This window comes from Clostridium weizhouense, from assembly GCF_019431045.1.
Classification (GTDB): domain Bacteria; phylum Bacillota; class Clostridia; order Clostridiales; family Clostridiaceae; genus Clostridium; species Clostridium weizhouense.
Genome location: NZ_JAHXPT010000003.1, coordinates 309,001 through 328,457, shown reverse-complemented (window position 1 = coordinate 328,457; position 19,457 = coordinate 309,001). Strand labels below are relative to the sequence as shown.

At 26.2% G+C, this 19,457-nt stretch carries 13 protein-coding genes; 12 read left to right on the top strand and 1 reads right to left on the bottom strand.

The features are described from left to right. The first annotated feature begins 9 nt into the window (after positions 1-9). The 7 genes from KYD98_RS05940 to KYD98_RS05910 all read left to right on the top strand — a co-directional run bounded on the left by KYD98_RS05940 (position 10) and on the right by KYD98_RS05910 (position 10,423). A complete protein-coding gene (locus KYD98_RS05940; protein WP_219778676.1) occupies positions 10-2,076 on the top strand; it encodes a chemotaxis protein CheA in 2,067 nt (688 codons plus the stop codon). Between the two features lie 18 nt (positions 2,077-2,094). Then, on the top strand, positions 2,095-2,583 hold the full coding sequence (locus KYD98_RS05935) for a chemotaxis protein CheW (RefSeq protein WP_219778675.1): 489 nt from the start codon (positions 2,095-2,097) through the stop codon (positions 2,581-2,583). Between the two features lie 37 nt (positions 2,584-2,620). After that, positions 2,621-4,702 (top strand): HAMP domain-containing methyl-accepting chemotaxis protein, encoded by a 2,082-nt coding sequence (locus KYD98_RS05930; protein ID WP_219778674.1) that lies wholly within the window; start codon positions 2,621-2,623, stop codon positions 4,700-4,702. 262 nt (positions 4,703-4,964) lie between these two features. After that, positions 4,965-5,330, top strand: a complete 366-nt coding sequence (locus tag KYD98_RS05925) for a heavy-metal-associated domain-containing protein (protein ID WP_219778673.1) — start codon at positions 4,965-4,967, stop codon at positions 5,328-5,330. An 834-nt stretch (positions 5,331-6,164) separates the two neighbouring features. Further along, on the top strand, positions 6,165-7,868 hold the full coding sequence (locus tag KYD98_RS05920; RefSeq protein WP_219778672.1) for a methyl-accepting chemotaxis protein: 1,704 nt from the start codon (positions 6,165-6,167) through the stop codon (positions 7,866-7,868). Between the two features lie 198 nt (positions 7,869-8,066). Further along, a complete protein-coding gene (gene trpB, locus KYD98_RS05915) occupies positions 8,067-9,284 on the top strand; it encodes a tryptophan synthase subunit beta (protein WP_219778671.1) in 1,218 nt (405 codons plus the stop codon). Positions 9,285-9,481: 197 nt separating this feature from the next. Further along, positions 9,482-10,423 carry a CobW family GTP-binding protein gene (locus KYD98_RS05910; protein WP_219778670.1) on the top strand — a complete coding sequence of 314 codons (942 nt, stop codon included), beginning with the start codon at positions 9,482-9,484 and terminating at the stop codon, positions 10,421-10,423. Positions 10,424-10,847: 424 nt separating this feature from the next. On the opposite strand, the gene KYD98_RS05905 is transcribed toward KYD98_RS05910, so the two are convergent. Beyond that, positions 10,848-11,840 (bottom strand): helix-turn-helix domain-containing protein, encoded by a 993-nt coding sequence (locus KYD98_RS05905; protein ID WP_219778669.1) that lies wholly within the window; start codon positions 11,838-11,840, stop codon positions 10,848-10,850. Positions 11,841-12,180: 340 nt separating this feature from the next. Here KYD98_RS05905 and KYD98_RS05900 point away from each other — a divergent pair, with 340 nt between their 5' ends. From KYD98_RS05900 to KYD98_RS05880, 5 genes are all read left to right on the top strand, one after another. Continuing rightward, positions 12,181-12,780 (top strand): MptD family putative ECF transporter S component, encoded by a 600-nt coding sequence (locus KYD98_RS05900; RefSeq protein WP_219778668.1) that lies wholly within the window; start codon positions 12,181-12,183, stop codon positions 12,778-12,780. Next, on the top strand, positions 12,780-13,526 hold the full coding sequence (locus tag KYD98_RS05895) for an energy-coupling factor transporter transmembrane component T (RefSeq protein WP_219778667.1): 747 nt from the start codon (positions 12,780-12,782) through the stop codon (positions 13,524-13,526). The genes KYD98_RS05900 and KYD98_RS05895 overlap by 1 nt, the downstream gene beginning before the upstream one ends. Before the next feature lie 5 nt (positions 13,527-13,531). Continuing rightward, complete coding sequence (locus KYD98_RS05890; protein ID WP_219778666.1) at positions 13,532-14,986, top strand: ABC transporter ATP-binding protein; 1,455 nt, start codon at positions 13,532-13,534, stop codon at positions 14,984-14,986. A gap of 699 nt (positions 14,987-15,685) precedes the next feature. Continuing rightward, entirely contained in the window at positions 15,686-16,441 is a 756-nt protein-coding gene (locus KYD98_RS05885; RefSeq protein WP_219778665.1) for a thioesterase II family protein, read from the top strand. 22 nt (positions 16,442-16,463) lie between these two features. Then, complete coding sequence (locus KYD98_RS05880; RefSeq protein ID WP_219778664.1) at positions 16,464-19,427, top strand: salicylate synthase; 2,964 nt, start codon at positions 16,464-16,466, stop codon at positions 19,425-19,427. The last annotated feature ends 30 nt before the right edge of the window (positions 19,428-19,457 follow it).

Genomic DNA, 19,457 nt, shown 5'->3' with positions numbered 1-19,457 from the left:
GGTGAAAATATGAATAGAAAAGAGCCTATGTTGGAGGCGTTCATTTTTGAAACATTTGATATGATAGAACAACTCGAGCAACTTATAATTGATAGTGAAAAGCATAAAAAATTAAACAGTGATGCTATCAATGAAATATTTAGAATAATGCATACAATTAAAGGCTCATCTGGCATGATGATGCTTGATAATATTTCTCATATTTCTCATAGTATAGAAGAATTATTTTATTTTATTAGAGAATTTAATCCTGAACATATTGATTATTCAAAACTTACTGATCTGGTTTTAGAGGGAAGTGACCTTATAAAAACAGAAATAGAGAAAATAAATAATTATCAGGAAACAGATTTTGACTTTAATTTATTTATTAATAAAGTAAATAAATTTTTAGAAAGTTTAAGGCTAGAAAATTCAGATTCAAATCATTCAGAAAATAAGATGATAGATAAATCAGCAAGAGAGAAAGTAGAAAACCCAAAATATTATTTAAATAATAAAAAAAATACTGATAAGTTTAATTTTTTTTATGCTACCTTATTTTTTGAAGATATATGCCAAATGGAGAATCTAAGATGTTTTGGTGTTATTCATGAACTTAAAAAATTTGCAGAAATTTTATATTTTGATCCAAAAGATATTGATGAAAATAATGAAACATGTGAAGTAATAAGATCTGAAGGTTTTAAAATATTTTTAAAAAGCACTAGTTCTATAGAAAAAATTAGAGAATTTTTTATGAAAACAATATTTTTAAGTAAGGTTGATATAAAAGAATTTCAAACTGAAAATGAGTTTTATCAAGAAGTTAAACATGCAGATAATGAAAAAAAAGAACTTACTAATAATAGTGTTATGAATAATGATGTTATAAATAATGATAAGAAAAATGAAAACGTAAAGATTAAATCAGTTTATAAACAAAACTTAATTAGCGTTGATGTTAATAAGTTAGATATACTTATGGATTTAGTTGGAGAATTGGTTATTTCAGAAGCTATGGTAACTAAAAATCCAGAAATTTTAGGATTACAATTAGATAGTTTTAATAAGGCAGCAAGACAACATAGAAAAAGAATTTTAGATCTTCAAGATGCTGTTATGTCTATAAGAATGGTACCTCTTGCACTTACATTAAATAAGATGACTAGATTAGTTAGAGATATGTGCAAAAAATTAAATAAAGAAGTAGAACTTGAAATAGTTGGACAAGAAACAGAGGTAGATAAAAATATTATAGAGCATATAGTAGATCCTTTGATACATATAATAAGAAATTCAATGGATCATGGAATAGAGTCTCCAAAAGAAAGAATTGCATCTAGTAAAGAAGCAAAAGGGAAAATAATCATTGAAGCTAAAAATACTGGTGGAGAAGTTTTTATTGATATAAAAGATGATGGTAGAGGTCTTAATAAAAATAAAATATTAAAAAAAGCACAAGAAAATGGTTTATTAGCAGATATAGGAACTGACATTACAGATAAGCAAATTTATTCATTGATATTTCTACCAGGTTTTTCAACAACTAATGATGTTACAGAGTTTTCTGGTCGTGGAGTTGGTATGGACGTAGTTGTAAAGGAAATTGAAAAAATTAGAGGAACAGTAACTGTTGATAGTATAGAAGGACAAGGAACAACAATATCAATAAAAATACCATTAACTCTTGCTATTATAGATGGTATGACAATGAAGGTTGGGTCCTCTGCTTTCACAATTCCTGTTAAATCAATTAGACAGTCATTTATAATAAAAAAAGAGGATGTAATTAAAGATTTAAATAATAAAGAAATGATACTTGTAAGGGGAGAAAGCTATTCAATATTAAGACTTCACGAACTTTATAATATTAAAACAGATGTAGTAAATATTGAAAATGGAATTGTAATTATGGTAGAAGATCAAGGTATAACACGTTGTATTTTTGCAGATTCACTTATTGGACAACAACAAGTCGTAATTAAGCCGCTTCCTGATTATATTAAAAATGTAAAAGGTATAAGTGGGTGTTCATTACTTGGAGATGCAACTATAAGTTTAGTACTTGATATGTCTAAAATTATTAACCTATAAAAATTAGAGGTGATTAAAATGTCGAACTTATTGCAAGAAATAATTGAAGGGGAAGAAGATACACAAAAAGATAAATATCTTATATTTTCAATTGACAAACAATGTTATGGTATTGATATTAAAAATGTAATTGAAATTATCTGTATTCAACCTATAACGGAAGTACCTGAATTACCTGATTACATTAAAGGTGTAATAAATCTTAGGGGAAAAATAATACCTGTCATGGATATTAGATTAAAATTAAAAAAAGAAGAAAAAGAATATGATGATAGAACGTGTATTATAATACTTGAAATAAAAAATATATGTATTGGTTTAATAATAGATAGGGTATTAGAAGTAGCTAATATAGCTGAAAAGAATTTGTCAGCTCTTCCTAACATTAAAAAAAATGAAGAGAATCCCAATAAATATATAAAAAGTATTGCTAAAGTTGGAAATGAAGTAAGGCTTATTATAGATTGCAATAAAATTATTGAAGAAGATGATATTGAAAAATTATAAAATTAAAATATATTGAAAGTAGAGAGGTTAATAGAATATGTGGTTTTCTAATTTAAAAATAAGTAAAAAATTAATCTTAGGTTTTGTATTAATATCATTAATTTCTGGCGCAATGGGAGGTTATTCAATTTATGCTTTAAAAGTGGCTAATAAATTGGATGTTGAATTATATGAATATATGACAGTTCCTATTTCTGAAATGAGTCAAATCGGTATCGAATTTCAACAAATGAGAGTAAGTATAAGAGATTTAGTAATGGCAGAATCATCTGAAGAAATTTCAGAGCATATAAATATAATTGAAAAAAAATTAGAAAATATTGAGACAATTTCAGAATCATTTAATAGTACAATTATATCAAGTGATATAAGAAAAGAATTTGATAATTTTATTGAAGCAAAAAAAATATATAAAACAGAACTTGATAAATTAATAAAACTTGTAAGAGAAGAAAAATATAATGAAGCTATTACTATGATGAAAGAAAATAAAGAAGCAGACAAAGCATCATTAGCAGAGCAAAAAGCTATAGAAAACTTAATTTCTATGAAAACAAATTCAGGAAAAGAACAATCCAGCTTAAATACTAGCAAAAGTAATACAGCTATAATAATTATGATTATAGTAAATGTTTTTGTTATGATAATATCAATATTAATTGGATTGTATATTTCGGGATTGATAACCAAGCCTTTAGAAAAAGTAGTACATATGATTAAAGAAATGAGTAAAGGACATCTTGGAGAAAGATTAAATATAAGTACATATGATGAGTTAGGGGAAATGGCACAGGTAATGGATGCATTTGCATGTGATTTGCAAGAGAATGTAATTGATACCATGAAAAGAATATCACAAGGTGATATGAGTATTGAAATAAATATAAAAGACGAAAAAGACGAAATTTCTCCAGCTCTAGATAAGACTATAAAAACTATAAAAGCATTAGTAGAGGATGCAAATATTTTATCAATGGCAGCTAAAGAGGGAAATTTAGATATAAGGTCAGATGAAACAAAACATAGTGGAGATTTTAGAAAGATAGTAGAAGGTGTAAATGAATTAATTGAAGCTATGGTAAAACCAATAAAAGAAGTTAACAGTGTTATGAGTGAAATGTCTAAAGGAAATTTGGAGGTTCAGGTAAATGGATCTTATAAAGGAGAGTTTGGAGTATTAGCAAGATCTGTTAATAATACGCAAAAAGGCTTAAAAGGTATTGTTGGAGAAATTTCTGAAATTATAGGAGAAGTCTCAAAAGGTAACCTTGCAATAGAATCTGTTAAAGAGTTTGATGGCAATTTTAATAATATTTCAACTTCATTAAATACAATAATAATATCATTAAATTCAGTTCTTAGTGAAATAAATGTTGCTTCTGAAGAAGTATTTATGGGAGCAAGACAAGTTTCAGACGGAAGTCAAAGTTTATCTGAAGGTGCAGCAGAACAAGCGAGTGCCATAGAAGAATTGACTTCATCTATAGCTGAAATTGCAGCACAAACTAAAGAAAATGCTACAAATGCAAACGAAGCCAAAGAACTTGCAATCAAAGTAAAGGAAAAAGCAGAACAAGGAAATACACAAATGAATGAAATGCTTCAGTCTATGGCAGAAATAAATGAATGTTCTGATAGTATTTCAAAAATAATAAAGGTAATAGATGAGATAGCATTTCAAACAAACATACTTGCACTTAATGCAGCCGTGGAAGCAGCTAGAGCAGGTCAACATGGAAAAGGATTTGCAGTAGTAGCAGAAGAAGTAAGAAATTTAGCTGAGAGAAGTGCGAAAGCAGCTAAAGAAACTACTGAACTTATTGAAGGATCTATAAGAAAGGCTGAAAAAGGTACTGAAATTGCAAATGATACAGCAAAAGCTTTATATGAAATAGTAAATGGAGTATCAAAAGCAACAACATTTGTATCTGAAATAGCAGCATCTTCAGCTGAACAAGCCATTGGTATTTCACAGATAAATACAGGAATTGATCAAGTTTCGCAAGTAATTCAAGCAAATTCAGCAACTGCTGAAGAAAGTGCAGCAGCTAGTGAAGAACTTTCAAGCCAATCACAGTTACTTAAAGACATGGTTTCTGTTTTTAAGCTTAAAAAGTAGCAAGAAAAGTATACAACAACTTATAACAATATTTAAGCCTTAATAATATAGTTAAAAAAATCTATATTATTAAGGCTTAATTTTATAATATGATAATTTTTTATAAAGTTAAATTTAGAGAAAAATTTAATAAAGAAGTTTAAATTGAGACAATGTTTAAAATGATAATCATTGTCAAAATGTAAAAATAGTGTTATATATATAAGTAGGAACTAATTAGTTTTAAAGTTTTTTATATTACTATAAACAAGGAGGGGGATTAATGGCAACGGGTATTATTTCAATAATAATCGTATTAATAACTGTTTTTTCAGTTAAAAGTTATATGAAAAAATTAGCAGGAGGATGTTGTGGAGGAACAGTTGAACCAAAACAAAAGAAATACAACAATAAAAATATATCAGATTATAAATTTTCCAAAACAATATATATTGAAGGAATGAAATGTAAAAATTGTGCAAATCATATTGAAAATGAACTTAGCCATTTAGAAAATACTTTTGCAGAGGTTGATTTAAAAAATAAATTAGCTAAAGTTAATATGAAATCAGATATAGAAGATCAAATTCTTAAAAGAACTGTAGAAAAAGCAGGATATTCTGTGATATCAATTAACAATAATAATTAAGAAATATAAACATAGAAATAAATTTTGTAATATCCATAAAAGACAAATTAAATAATAATAGATAATATTTTAATAATTAATATAGTAAATGTAATGATTATTAAAATATTATCTTTTTTGTTATAAATAAGTTGTTTTTATGAATATAAATCTTATAATATTTATAAATAGTATAATTAAACTAGAAATTTTAAAATTAAAGGTATAAAAGACTATAAATATAATAACTTAATTAGAAGATATATATTTAGTATATTCATTAGTTTAAATATAAAAATTTATTTTAACAATAGTAATGTAAAATAAGAATAAATAATATTCTCCTGAACAAAATAGTATTGTTATATTATAATAAAATTTTAATTTAGGAGTGATAAGTATTATGAGCGAAAAACATGATTGCTCTTGTTCAAGTCAACAAGAAAAAGAGAAAAAAGCTAATAATTCAAAAATTAAACATAATAAGAAAGTAAATAAGAAAGATTAATATTAAGAAATAAATAATATAATTTATGAAATTAAAAATGCCATCTCAAATTTATATATTTTGAGTGGCATTTTTTTAGATAACAATAAAAATTATTTACTTAATGCTTTTATTTACTATAATATAGAATTAATATAAAATATATATTAAAGTTTAAATAAACCATTTTAATTTGATTTAATCAATCATGTAAAAAGATGTAATTTTTTTTTGAAAAAATATAAAATATTTTATTTTTATATAATAAATAGCTAAAGCTTTTATAAAAAATAAACGAAATATATAGTATAAAGGGAACTTGAAAGAATATTCTTAATATTATTTAAAACAAGGAGGATTTTTATAAAATGAATAACAATAATTTGAAAAATTTTAAGATTATTTATGGAATTATTATTTTGGGAATAATAGCACTTATTTCTAATCTTGCCATAAGTAGTATAGGCTATTTAAATATGGGGAATTTAAATAATAATGTACAAGATTTATATGAAAATAAATTAAATAATGTAAAAACAGTAGGATATATAAATGGTGAGTTAGGTCAATTAAGAAATGCTTTAACAAAGGTTATTGATAGACCATATAATCAAGACATTGTAGATATAGTAAAGAATAATGATAAACTTATAAGAGAGAATATCCAAGCTATGAAAAATTCTAATATATCTAATGAAGAAAAACAATTAATACAAGAATTAGAAGAAAATTATATTAACTATATGCAAGGGTCAGAACAGATTATAAGTAAAAGAAATAACGGAGAAACTATAGACGCACAATTTGCAGAACAATATGGTAAATTTGGGAATAATATATCTGCTATATTAACTAAATTAACAGATCAAAATGTTGAATCTGCTGAAGAAATGTATATTTCATCAAAAGCAGATTTTAAAGATGCAACAGTATTATTTTTAATAGTTGCATTAGTTTCTATTACTATTATTGTTTTAATAATTATTATTGTTTCTAAAATTATTAAAAATTCAATATCAGATTTTTCAAACATATTAAAGGTATTAGCAAAAGGAGATTTTACTATAGAAATCGATAAAGATTCTTCAAGTGAATTTGGTCTTATGAAAAAAGAATTGGCAGTAACTGTAGACTCTATATCTAATATATTAAAGGAGTTTAAACAAAATACTTCAAAGATAAATGATCAAGTTTTATCTTTATCTGCTACATCAGAAGAAATGTCATCTTCTGCATCACAAGTAGGAGAAGCTGTTCAAGAAGTTGCTAAAGGTTCAGAAGGTCAAACAAATGAACTTATGGATATAACTAACTCAGTAAGTACTTTTGCAGACTCTATAGACAACATAGTTTCAGTAATTGGAAATGTTACAGATAATGCAAAGAATATAAATAATATGGCTGGAGATAGTGGAACTCAACTTACTAAGCTAATGGATTCTTTAAATGAAATTGATAAGTCATTTAAGAGTGTTTCAGAAAAGATTGGTACATTAGGACTAAGTATAAATAAGATAACAGATATAACACAACTTATAAATAGTATAGCAGATCAAACAAACTTACTTGCTTTAAATGCAGCTATTGAAGCGGCAAGAGCTGGTGAAGCAGGACGTGGTTTTGCTGTAGTAGCAGAAGAAATAAGAAAGCTTGCAGAACAAAGTAAAGTTTCTTCACAAGATATAAGTAGTATAGTAGATGTAATATCTAGTGAAGCTAATTATGTTATAACAAATACATCTGTAGTTAGTAAGTCATTTAAAGATCAAGAAAGTATAATAGAAAATTCAATGTGTTCTTTTAAAGAAATAATAGAAGCTATAAATAAAATTATCCCACTTATAAATAATGTAAGTGATTTAATATCTGTATTAGATAATGAAAAAACAACAATTATAGTTAAAGTTGAAAATGCTTCAGCAGTATCAGAAGAAAATGCTTCAGCAGCAGAAGAAATAGCAGCATCAAGTCACGAAATGAGTGCTTCAGCAGAAGAAGTTGCATCAAGTGCTACGTTATTAGCTTCTGTAATTAATGAAACTGTAGATGTGATAGAGAAATTTAAAGTTTAAAATAAAGAATAAAATTTATTTTTAAATAATATATTTAACCCCCTAAAAGCTAAAATAGATGAGTAATTTATATAATTTTAATCAAGAGAATTGGAATAAAGTATAGTTTTAATTTTAATGTTCAATAGATTGACATAAATTCCAATTAAGTATTATAATATAAATATTTATCTTATAATAGTAAAAGGGGGTTTTATAATGGATTTTAGGACATATTTAAAAAATTATCCAGACAAAGAAGGTCGTTTTGGACCATATGGGGGAGCGTATTTAACTGAAAAGTTAATCCCTGCATTTAAAGAAATTGAGGATGCTTATCAAACTATTTGTCATTCTTCACAATTCATTAATGAGCTTAGGAGAATTCGTAAAGAATTTCAAGGAAGGCCTACACCAGTTTATCATTGTGAAAGATTATCTAGAAAAATAAGTAATTGTCAAATCTATTTAAAAAGAGAGGATTTAAATCATACTGGGGCACACAAATTAAATCATTGTATGGGTGAAGGATTACTTGCCAAATTTATGGGCAAAAAACGTCTTATTGCAGAAACAGGAGCAGGGCAACATGGTGTAGCATTAGCTACAGCAGCAGCATTTTTTGGATTAGAGTGCGAAATTCATATGGGAGAAGTTGATATTGCAAAACAAGCACCTAATGTAACTAGAATGAAGATATTAGGTGCTAAAGTTATTCCAGTTTCTCATGGTTTAAAGACTTTAAAAGAAGCAGTAGATTCAGCATTTGAATCATATGCTAAAAACTATAAAGATTCAATATATTGTATAGGATCTGCTTTGGGACCACATCCTTTTCCACTTATGGTAAGAGATTTTCAATCAGTTGTTGGATATGAAGCAAAAGATCAATTTAAAGAAATGACAGGACTTTTACCAGATATAGTTACAGCTTGTGTAGGAGGGGGAAGCAATGCAGCAGGAATGTTTATACCATTTCTTGATGAGCCAGTTGATATAGTTGGAGTAGAACCTTTAGGTAGAGGTGAAAGCTTAGGAAATCATGCAGCTTCAATGAAATATGGTGAGAAAGGTATTATGCATGGGTTTGAAAGTATAATGCTAAAAGATAAAGATGGAGATCCAGCACCAGTATACTCTATTGCTAGTGGACTTGATTATCCATCAGTTGGACCTGAACATGCATTTTTAAGAGATTTAGGAAGAGTAGACTATACTGGAATAAGTGATGAGGAAGCTATGGACGCATTCTTCAAATTATCTAGATATGAAGGTATTATTCCAGCAATTGAAAGTTCACATGCAGTTGCATATGCTATGAAAAAAGCTAAAGAGATGAAGCAAGGATCTATTTTAGTATGTTTAAGTGGACGTGGTGATAAAGACATTGATTATGTTGTTGAAAATTACGGGTATGGTGAACAATATTTTAAATAAATTTAAATATTTAATTTATAATTTTAGGATGGTATATAATGTATCATCCTTTTTTATTAAAAGAATTATTAAAAAAGAGTAAATGCAAATCATTTGCAATATAAGCTCAACACAAGTATAATTATCCTATAATAAATGTAAAACATTCGCATTTATTATAGGATAATTTCATTTATAAAGAAAAAGGAGTATTTTATATGAAAATAGATATAATTTCAGGATTTTTAGGAGCAGGAAAGACAACAATAATAAAAAAAATGATACTAGAAGTTTTTAGTAAGGAAAAGATTGCTATTATTGAAAATGAATTTGGAGAAGTGTCTATAGATGGTTTGTTGTTAAAAGATAGTAACATTAATATAAGAGAAATAAATTCAGGATGTATTTGCTGTTCTATGGTTGGAGACTTCAAATTAGCAATTAAAGAAATTATTAATAAATATAATCCAGATAGAATTTTAATAGAACCATCTGGAGTAGCAAAGCTTTCTGATATAATTAAATCATGTAAAGAAATAGAAGAAATAAGTATAAATAATATTATTACAATTATAGATGTACTTAATTATAATGTATATTTACAAAATTTTGGGGAATTCTATATAAATCAAATTAAGTATGCAAAAACTATTATTGCAAGTAATAGAGAAAATATGAATAAAAATTTTATGGATGAGATAGTGAATTCAATTAAAACAATAAATAATAACTGTAATATAATTACTTCATCATTAGAATTAATTAATACTTATAATATTTTAAACATGAGCCAAAAACAAGATGATAATATAGAGATAAGTAGAAAATTTAATATTAAAAATGTTAAACATTTCAAAAAGGTTAAAAAGCACAAGAATTATAATATTACTAGTAATATATTTAAAAGCTGGGGGATTGAAACTTTAAAATGTTATAGTAAATTAAAATTAGAAAAAATATTTAAAAGTATAGAAAAGAGCGAGAAATATGGACTAATAATTAGAAGTAAAGGAATTGTAAAATCACAAGAAGGAAAATGGTTAGAATTTCATTATACATTAGGTAAGTTTAAAATTAAGAATATAGATAATCAAAGAATAGGCAGAATAGTAATTATAGGGCAAAATATAAATAAAGAGGAGTTAGAATCTTTATTTTAAGAAAATATTAGTGAATAATATAGATATAATTCTTAAGGTTAAAATTATATTAAGGTTTATTGGATACAGAAAATAATTATGATAAATTTATAATTTAAAAATAAAAAATTAAATTTTTAAAATAACAATGATCAAATTAGAATATGTTTATACATTTTAATTTGTATATTTGAGGAAAAAATATGAAAAAATTCAAAATTGAAGATTTATTACTTTCGATATTGAGATTAATAATAAGTATAATAATTATATACTCATTTATTAAGCTTTATAAAATTTATCAAATAAGATAAAATTAAACACTATTAGTACTTATATGAAGGCAAATGGAAATGATTAAGAAGAGTTGTATTATTTGAAAAATAAATAAGATAAATATACCTGCCTTATATTTATGGGCAGGTAATTTTTAATTTATATTAATTTAAGATTCAATTAGAATATTTTTACGGTACTCAACAGGAGTATAACCATATATTTTTTTAAATGTTATAGAGAACTTACTTGAGCTTGAATATCCTAAGTTGTGTGCAATTTGTTCAATAGTAAGGAGTTTATCATCAATAAGTCTTAGTGCATATTTCATTTTATTAATACGTATATATTCACCAATGGGCATACTGTATGCTTTTTTAAATGATTCTCTAAGCTTTGTTTTTCCCATCGCTGCTATTTGACATAAGTTAATAATATCTGGTGGATTACTGATATTATTATCTATTTCAGATTTAACTAATTGTAGGAATTTTAAGTCTTTTGAAGAAACTGAAGTTGATGTGTTTTCTAAAAGTTTCTTTTGTTTATTAAAATTAATCATTATAATTGAAAGAAGTTCACCAACTTTGCTTTCAAAAAATAAACGAGATTTTTCATGTTTTAGTAGCCTTTGTTTTATCTGCAAAAATAATAAAGTCATTTCAGGAGTATCATAATTTATAGAACTCCATTTGTAAACCAGGTCAAAGTCAAAATCTTCTTTAGAGAATTTTTTTTCAATATTATGTTTTATAAAATCTTCAAAGATAAGAATACCTACATATTTTATAGGAGTATTTTCTTTATAACAAATACGTCCTTTTTTAGTTTTATTTAAATATATATTTATTCCTTTAGAGACATGATATGTTTTCTTACCGTTCTGAATTAACAATATATCACCTGATTCAATTAAATATATTTCCATAAACATGGAATTAACATTATAGTGACGTTCTATAGTTTTATAAGGAACCCAGTCTCCAGCAGAGATAAATAACCCAGGACAAGGATTTATCTGATAAATAAAACCTTGTCCATATTGAGGTAAAGGATAAAAAAATTCTCCTTCAAATTTTTTTTCTTTACTAAAATAAATTTCATTAGCTATAGCCCCATATCCTTTTTTATAAGCACAATCTGATTTTATAGTCTTAAACAAGTTAATCCCCCTAACAAATAGTAATATTTTAGGCACATGAAAATAAATAATAAATTCAAATTTGCAAATAAACTTGTTATTTTTTTTTCTGGTACCTTAAGCATATAGATGTTTAAAATCCTAGTAAATCTTTTTACAGTCCCAAAGTATCATAAATAAAGTTAAACTGAAATTTGGATAATATATCTATATATAGGAATAATAACATCTACTATAATAAATATAACCTTTTTAAAAGCATTTGACAATGAAAATTATTTTCAATAAGATATTAAATAATGTGTATAAAAAATATAAGTAATATTTTAAATATTACTTACATTAATTTAGGAGGGATAGTATGTCAAATAATATTAATAAAGGGTTAGAAGTTAAAGATTTTGTTACTGTGGGAATTTTTTCAGCTTTGTTTGCAGCAGTTACAATGGTAGGAGGAGCGATATTTGCATCAAACCCAGTCTTAACATTTCTATTACCGCCAGTAGTGGCATTAATTACAGCACCAGTATATTTAGTTTTAATAGCTAAGGTACCAAAACATGGAGCTATTTTAATTCTTGGTATTTTAATGGCGTGTATAATGTTTGTAACAGGAATGTATTGGATGTGGTCTATAGCATATATAGTTTTTGCTATAGCAGCAGAATTAATTTCAGGGGTAAAAAATTTTAAAAGCATGAAATTAAATATTTTGGGCTATATAGTTTTTTCTGTTAATCCTTTAATTACCTATTCAATGCTTTGGATTAATCAAAAGAAATATATTGAATACTTAATAAGCAAAGGAACTGAAAAAGCTTATATGGATACTATGGTTGCAACAGCACAAGATTGGATGTTACCAGCAATGATTATTGGAACATTAATTTTAGCATTAATTGGAGCTATGATTGGAAAGAAACTTTTACAAAAACAATTTGAAAAAGCAGGTATTATATAATGGAATCTTATGTAGGAATAGATGAAAATAGTAAAAATTTTTTAGAAAGAAAGAAAATTAATATTGATTCTCGTACTAAATTGATTATTTTACTATTAACCAATATATCAATAATTTTTTCAACATCTATAAAGTACGAAATTATGTTAGTATCTATAATCTTTATATTTGGAATGGTATGTGGAATGTATAAGTTTTCCACAAAAATGTTAATAAGTTATTTAATAATAATTTCAGTACAAATTTTAAGTAATATGTATTTTCCAAGTGCAATTAAGATGATGTGTATAACTTTCATAATTTTTATTAGAAAATTATTACCTTGTGGAATTGTTGGAGGGATAATTATTGGAACAACTCATGCTGATGAATTTATGATGGCAATGAATAAATTTAGGATGCCTAAAAGTATAGTAATTTCTCTTACAATAATGCTTAGATATTTTCCTATGATAAGAGAAGATTGGAATTCAATTAAAAATGCAATGAAGATGAGAGGTATTTCTCCTTCAATTATTGGAATTATAATACATCCAGTAAGAACAATGGAATGTATTTATGTACCTTTAATAATGTCAGCAGCAAAAGTTTCTGATGAATTGTCAGCGGCTGCTGTTACAAGAGGAATTGAAAATCCAGAGCCTCATACATGTATTCGTAATATTAAATTTCATATGATAGATTATGTATGGACATTTGTATTTATGGTTACTTTTATTTTATCATTTACAATAAATTGGAGGTAATACGAATGATAGAAATTGAAAACGCTGCATTTAAATATCAGGGAAAATCAGATAATGGTGTATATAATATTAATCTTAAGATAAAAAAAGGTGAATGTATAGTATTATCTGGGAAAAGTGGATGTGGTAAAACTACTATAAGCAGAATGATTAATGGATTAGTGCCATATTTTTATTCAGGAGAACAAAGTGGAATTATAAAGTTGGAAGACGTAAAAGTTAATGATATACCAATGTATAAAATATCTGAAAAAGTTGGATCTGTTTTTCAAAATCCTAGGTCACAATTTTTTAATGTAGATACTGATAGCGAAATAGTTTTCGGTATGGAGAATAGCTCATATCCTACAGATAAATTAAAAGAGCGTATGAATAAAACAGTAAAAGATTTACATATTGAAAAACTTCTTGGACGCAGTATTTTTGAATTATCTGGTGGAGAAAAACAAAAAATTGCTTTTGCTTCAATTTATGCTATGTCTCCAGATATTTATGTATTAGATGAACCATCTTCTAATCTTGATGTTGATGCTATTGAAGAATTAAAGACAATAATAACAAAACTTAAAAAGCAGGGGAAAACTATTGTTATTGCAGAGCATAGATTATATTATTTAAAAGATGTTGTAGACCGCATTGTATATATGGAAAAAGGCTTTATTAGAAATATATACACAAAGAATGAATTTTTAGAGATACCTGAAGAGCAACGTAAAAGCATGGGTCTTAGAACTATGAATTTAAGTGATATTAACATTATAAAGTTTAATGATGCTAAAAAAAATTATGTATTAGAACTTAAAAATTTAAGTTTAAGTTACGATAAGAAAACAATAATAAATAATATTAATTTAAAGGCTAGTTGTGGAGAAGTTATTGGCATAATTGGACATAATGGTGCAGGTAAATCGACATTTTTAAAAACTCTTTGTGGTTTATATAAGAATTATACTGGTAGCATAAAGTGGAATGGAAAAGAAATAAATTCTAAGCAAAGATTAAAATTATCATATATGGTAATGCAGGATGTAAATTATCAGCTCTTTGCAGAAAGTGTTGAAAAAGAATGCTACCTTGGAATTAAAGAAGCAAATAAGGAGAAAGTAGATAATAGTTTAAAAGAACTTAAAATTTATCAGTATAAAGATAGGCATCCAAATACATTATCAGGAGGTCAAAAACAGAGAGTAGCTGTAGCTGTGAGTATGATCTGCAATAAAGAAATAATAATATTTGATGAACCAACAAGTGGTTTGGATTATGATAGTATGATACAAGTTTCTAAACTCATTTTAAAATTGAAATCATATGGAAAAATAATTTTTGTAGTTACACATGACTATGAATTTATAACTTTAACTTGTGATAGAATTGTACATTTGGATGATAAAATACAAAAGGATGATTTCGTAATTAATAAAGAAAATATAAAAAAATTAAAGAACTTTTTTATAATTTAAATAAAGCATATTCAAAAAGAACAAGTTAATATGTTAAGTTTATTTTGTTAAATTTTAATTCAGTAAAGTTAGTTAATTGATTTATATTAATGAGTATTTTTAACTTGTTATTTTCTTTCATATGTCTAAATATATCAATAAATATAAAATTTTAGCATAAATAATTAGTAAATAAGCCAATAAATAATACTCGATATGTATATTTATATATTGATTATTATTTATTGGCTTATTTAAATTTATAAATCAGAATAAAGTTTTTGAGTGATATTTTTCAAGTTATTAGAATAATAAAATTCTTAAGTAAATAAATAAAAGAATAATAGAACAGGATATTATTCTTTATATAAAAATTATAAATTTAATAATTTAATTAGGAAAAAATTAACTGAGTCATTAGAAATTTTAATTCTTATGATTCAGTTTTTTATGTTTTTATAGTGAATTTATTTAGATTTAAATGCTAGAAATATGCTTTTTATTAGTAATTAATTCTAGAATATAGATCACTGAGGTATCTTTTTTCTTACAAAATATCCATAAATATCGTAAAAATTTAATTGAAAAAATACTTATAAAGTGGAAAAATAGTGGGATTAAGAATTATTAATTGTGAAAAAACACCTTAAATAATTAAATTTGACAAAATTAATGATTATCATTATCATTTGAATAAATGATTTAAAAAGGAGATATATTATGGAGTTTAAAAAATCACTTTCTTCGTATTTAATTAATGTACCAAAAGAGACCGATAAAATTCGTATTTTTTGTTTTCCATATGCGGGAGGAGGAGCTTCTACTTATAGAGAATGGCAGAAAACATTTTTTAATTATATAGGAATATATTCTATACAGCTTCCAGGTAGGGAAAATAGAATGAATGAGTCACCTATAGATGACATCAATAAATTGGTTAGAGAAATTTCTGAAGAACTAGTTCAATATTTAGACAGGCCTTTTGTATTTTTTGGACATAGTCTTGGTGCAAAAATTGCTTATGAAGTATGTAGATATATTAGAAGAATATGGAATGTTAAACCGTACCATTTGATTATTTCAGGAAGTCGTGCTCCACAGATACCTGAAGATAAACCAATTCATCATTTAAAAGATAATTTGTTTATTAAAGAATTACAACGTTTTTCAGGTACACCAAAAGAAATTTTAAACAGCAAGGAACTTATGAATTTATTTTTACCAATGTTACGTGCTGATTTTACACTTGATGAAGAGTATGTTTATTGTAAAGATAAACCTTTGGAATGTCCTATTACAGCCTTTGCAGGAATTGAAGATAAGGAGGCAGTAAAGGAAGACGTTGAATTATGGAATATACATACAAATAAAGAGTTTGATATTCAGATGTTTTCCGGAGGACATTTTTTTATAAGAACTGAAAAAGATAAAGTTTTAGATTCAATATCTAAAATTATAGAAAGATATATAAATTAAAGATTATAGGAGATGGTTATATATGGATATAAATTGTGATAATAAAAGTATAAATGAAATTTATAGAAAGTACGAAGAACTTGGATTATGGGAACATTTAAATTTGGGAGAACATTTAAGAGAATGGGCTAAGAAGTACAAAGACAATATTGCAATAGTAGAAGGAGACAATAAGTTAACGTATAGTGAGTTTGATTTAAAAGTTGACCAGCTTTCATTAAACTTTATTGATAAGGGAATAAAAAAAGGTGACAATGTAGTTCTGCAATTACCTAACACTATGTCTTTTGTAGTGAACTGTTTTGCTTTATTTAGAGTTGGGGCTATTCCAGTTCTTGCACTTCCTGCTAATAGAGAGTATGAATTAGATGGGATTTTTGAATTAGTACAGCCAGTAGCGTATATTATACCAAATAATTATCTTGGATTTGATTATAGAAATATGGCTGATAGCTTAGCTAAGAAAAATAAATGCGTGAAAAACATTATAGTGGATGATGAAAATTTAAAAAATTTAAGTAGATATGATATTAATATTGCTGATTTAAATCTTGAGCAACCTTCATATAGAGATACAGCATTTTTACTTTTATCTGGTGGGACAACTGGAACTCCTAAATTAATCCCTAGAACTCATTCAGGATATATGTATAATGCAAAAATGGCAGCAAAAAGATGCAGATTAAATTCAGAAAGTGCTTATCTTACAGTTCTACCTTCAGCTCATAATTTTCCTTTTGGTAATCCAGGTATAGTAGGAACTTTATCAGTTGGTGGAAAAGTTGTAATGTGTAAAACTTCAAGCTGTGATGAAATATTTCCACTTATTGAGAAAGAAAAAGTTACAATAACAGCTCTTGTACCTGCACTTATGAATTTATGGCTAGAAGTATTAGAATGGGATGATTCATATGATATTTCAAGTCTTAAGGTAGTTCAGGTTGGAGGAGCTATGTTAGACGAAAATGTTGCAAGACGTATAGTAAGCGAAATGCCATTTAAGCTTCAACAAGTTTATGGTATAGCAGAAGGGCTTATCTGCTGCACTTCATTAGATGACTCAGATGATATGATTTGTAGCTGTCAGGGACATGCTTTATCAGAATATGATGATATCAAAATTGTTGATGAAAATGGAGAAGATGTTGAAAAAGGAAATTATGGGGAACTACTTGTTAGAGGACCTTATACTATAAAAGGATACTATAAGCTTCCAGAGCAAAACAGTAAAAGCTTTACTAAGGATGGATACTATTGTACTGGTGACAAAGCTAGAATTACATCAGAAAGAAATATTCAAATTGGAGGAAGAATAAAAGAACAGATAAATAGGGCTGGCGAAAAGATAATGCCTTCAGAAGTAGAATCATGTTTATGCAAGCATCCTGATATAAAAGAAGCATCAGTAATTGGAGTTCCGGATAAAAATTTAGGACAAAGAACTTGTGCATATTTAATTACAGAAGATAGGAATTTAAATAAAATTGAAATTCATGAGTTTTTGAAAAATATAGGACTTGCTAAATATAAAATACCAGATCAGATTGAGTATATTGATTTTTGGCCTCTTACTAATGTGGGAAAAATCAATAAACAAAAATTAAGAGAAATGGTATTGGAAAATATTAATGAAAAGGGTGAAAAAATGAAATCATATTATGAAGAAAAAATTAAATTTAATTCAGATGCATATCTTATAGCAGCTCAAATTACCGATTTAAAATCTAAGGAAGATTATGTTCTTTATGAAAATAATGGTGAATTATCATTAGGAATAGGAATTTATGGGTTAGTAAAAGTTAATTCAGAATATACCACATTAGAAATCGATGGTAAAAACATAGAGTTAGAGAATGGAGTATTAAGTGAAACAATTAATAAAGTATTTTTAGAAGTTAAAATAAAAGACTGGCGTTCATATGGAATTATTAATTTTGGATTAGCTAGATATAATAATAATCTTCCACTTTTAACAGAAGATGAATGTATGGTAAAGATGTTTATTCCAAAAGTTGAAGTGAGATTATTAAATAATACAATTCTTTTAAGAGCGTTAAAAGAGGAAGATTTAAATGATATTAAAGAACTAGTAGAAGATATACTTGAAAATAATTTGGTTGAAAACAGTCTGAAGGCAAGAATTAATAAAGAGAGAATAAATGTCCCAGAAATATTCACATATGATGCAGAACAATATATGGATATGGTTGCAAGAGGAGTTAAAGATATTAAGGACAAAAAATATCAAAAAATAATTTTATCTAGAAAAATACCTATAAATAGTGAGCTTGATATGGTTGCAAGTTATATAGCAGAAAGAAGAGTTAACTCTCCAGCAAGATCTTTTCTTGTCAATTTTGAAGGTATGAGTGTAGCAGGATTTAGTCCGGAAACTGTTGTGGAAGTTGATGATAATGGATGGGCAAGTACATTTCCACTAGCAGGTACACGTGCACTTGTAGAGGATGATAAAGAAAATGAAAGATTGAAGAAGGAATTATTAAGTGATCCTAAAGAAATTGCAGAGCATGCAGTATCTGTAAAGCTAGCTTTTGAAGAGCTGGAAAGGTTTTGTGATAAGGAAACAGTGAGAGTGACTAAGTTTATGTATGTTGAAAATAGAGGAACAGTTCAGCATATAGCTTCTAGATTAAAAGGTAAAATCAAAGAAGGATATAATTCATGGCATGCATTAAATACACTATTTCCAGCAGTAACAGCTTCAGGTATTCCTAAAAAAGAATCTATTGAGGCAATAGGTAAATTTGAAAAATATCCTAGAGATCTTTATAGTGGAGGAGTAATAACACTGGATAGTACTGGAGCAATGGATGTGGCACTTGTACTTAGAACTATTTATCAAAAGGATAATCAAGCTTGGATTCGTGCAGGGGCAGGGATAGTTGAAATGTCTAAGCCAGAAAGAGAATTGCAGGAAACATGTGAAAAATTAAGTAGTGTTTCTAAGCAGTTAATTTCTAAATAGGAAATTTAAAATAATTGAATTGAAAGGATT

Coding starts and splice junctions, on each gene's coding strand:
- KYD98_RS05890 (WP_219778666.1), top strand. CDS start 13,532: ATGATAGAAATTGAAAACGCTGCATTTAAATATCAGGGAAAATCAGAT.
- KYD98_RS05920 (WP_219778672.1), top strand. CDS start 6,165: ATGAATAACAATAATTTGAAAAATTTTAAGATTATTTATGGAATTATT.
- KYD98_RS05930 (WP_219778674.1), top strand. CDS start 2,621: ATGTGGTTTTCTAATTTAAAAATAAGTAAAAAATTAATCTTAGGTTTT.
- KYD98_RS05900 (WP_219778668.1), top strand. CDS start 12,181: ATGTCAAATAATATTAATAAAGGGTTAGAAGTTAAAGATTTTGTTACT.
- KYD98_RS05910 (WP_219778670.1), top strand. CDS start 9,482: ATGAAAATAGATATAATTTCAGGATTTTTAGGAGCAGGAAAGACAACA.
- trpB (WP_219778671.1), top strand. CDS start 8,067: ATGGATTTTAGGACATATTTAAAAAATTATCCAGACAAAGAAGGTCGT.
- KYD98_RS05880 (WP_219778664.1), top strand. CDS start 16,464: ATGGATATAAATTGTGATAATAAAAGTATAAATGAAATTTATAGAAAG.
- KYD98_RS05940 (WP_219778676.1), top strand. CDS start 10: ATGAATAGAAAAGAGCCTATGTTGGAGGCGTTCATTTTTGAAACATTT.
- KYD98_RS05925 (WP_219778673.1), top strand. CDS start 4,965: ATGGCAACGGGTATTATTTCAATAATAATCGTATTAATAACTGTTTTT.
- KYD98_RS05895 (WP_219778667.1), top strand. CDS start 12,780: ATGGAATCTTATGTAGGAATAGATGAAAATAGTAAAAATTTTTTAGAA.
- KYD98_RS05935 (WP_219778675.1), top strand. CDS start 2,095: ATGTCGAACTTATTGCAAGAAATAATTGAAGGGGAAGAAGATACACAA.
- KYD98_RS05885 (WP_219778665.1), top strand. CDS start 15,686: ATGGAGTTTAAAAAATCACTTTCTTCGTATTTAATTAATGTACCAAAA.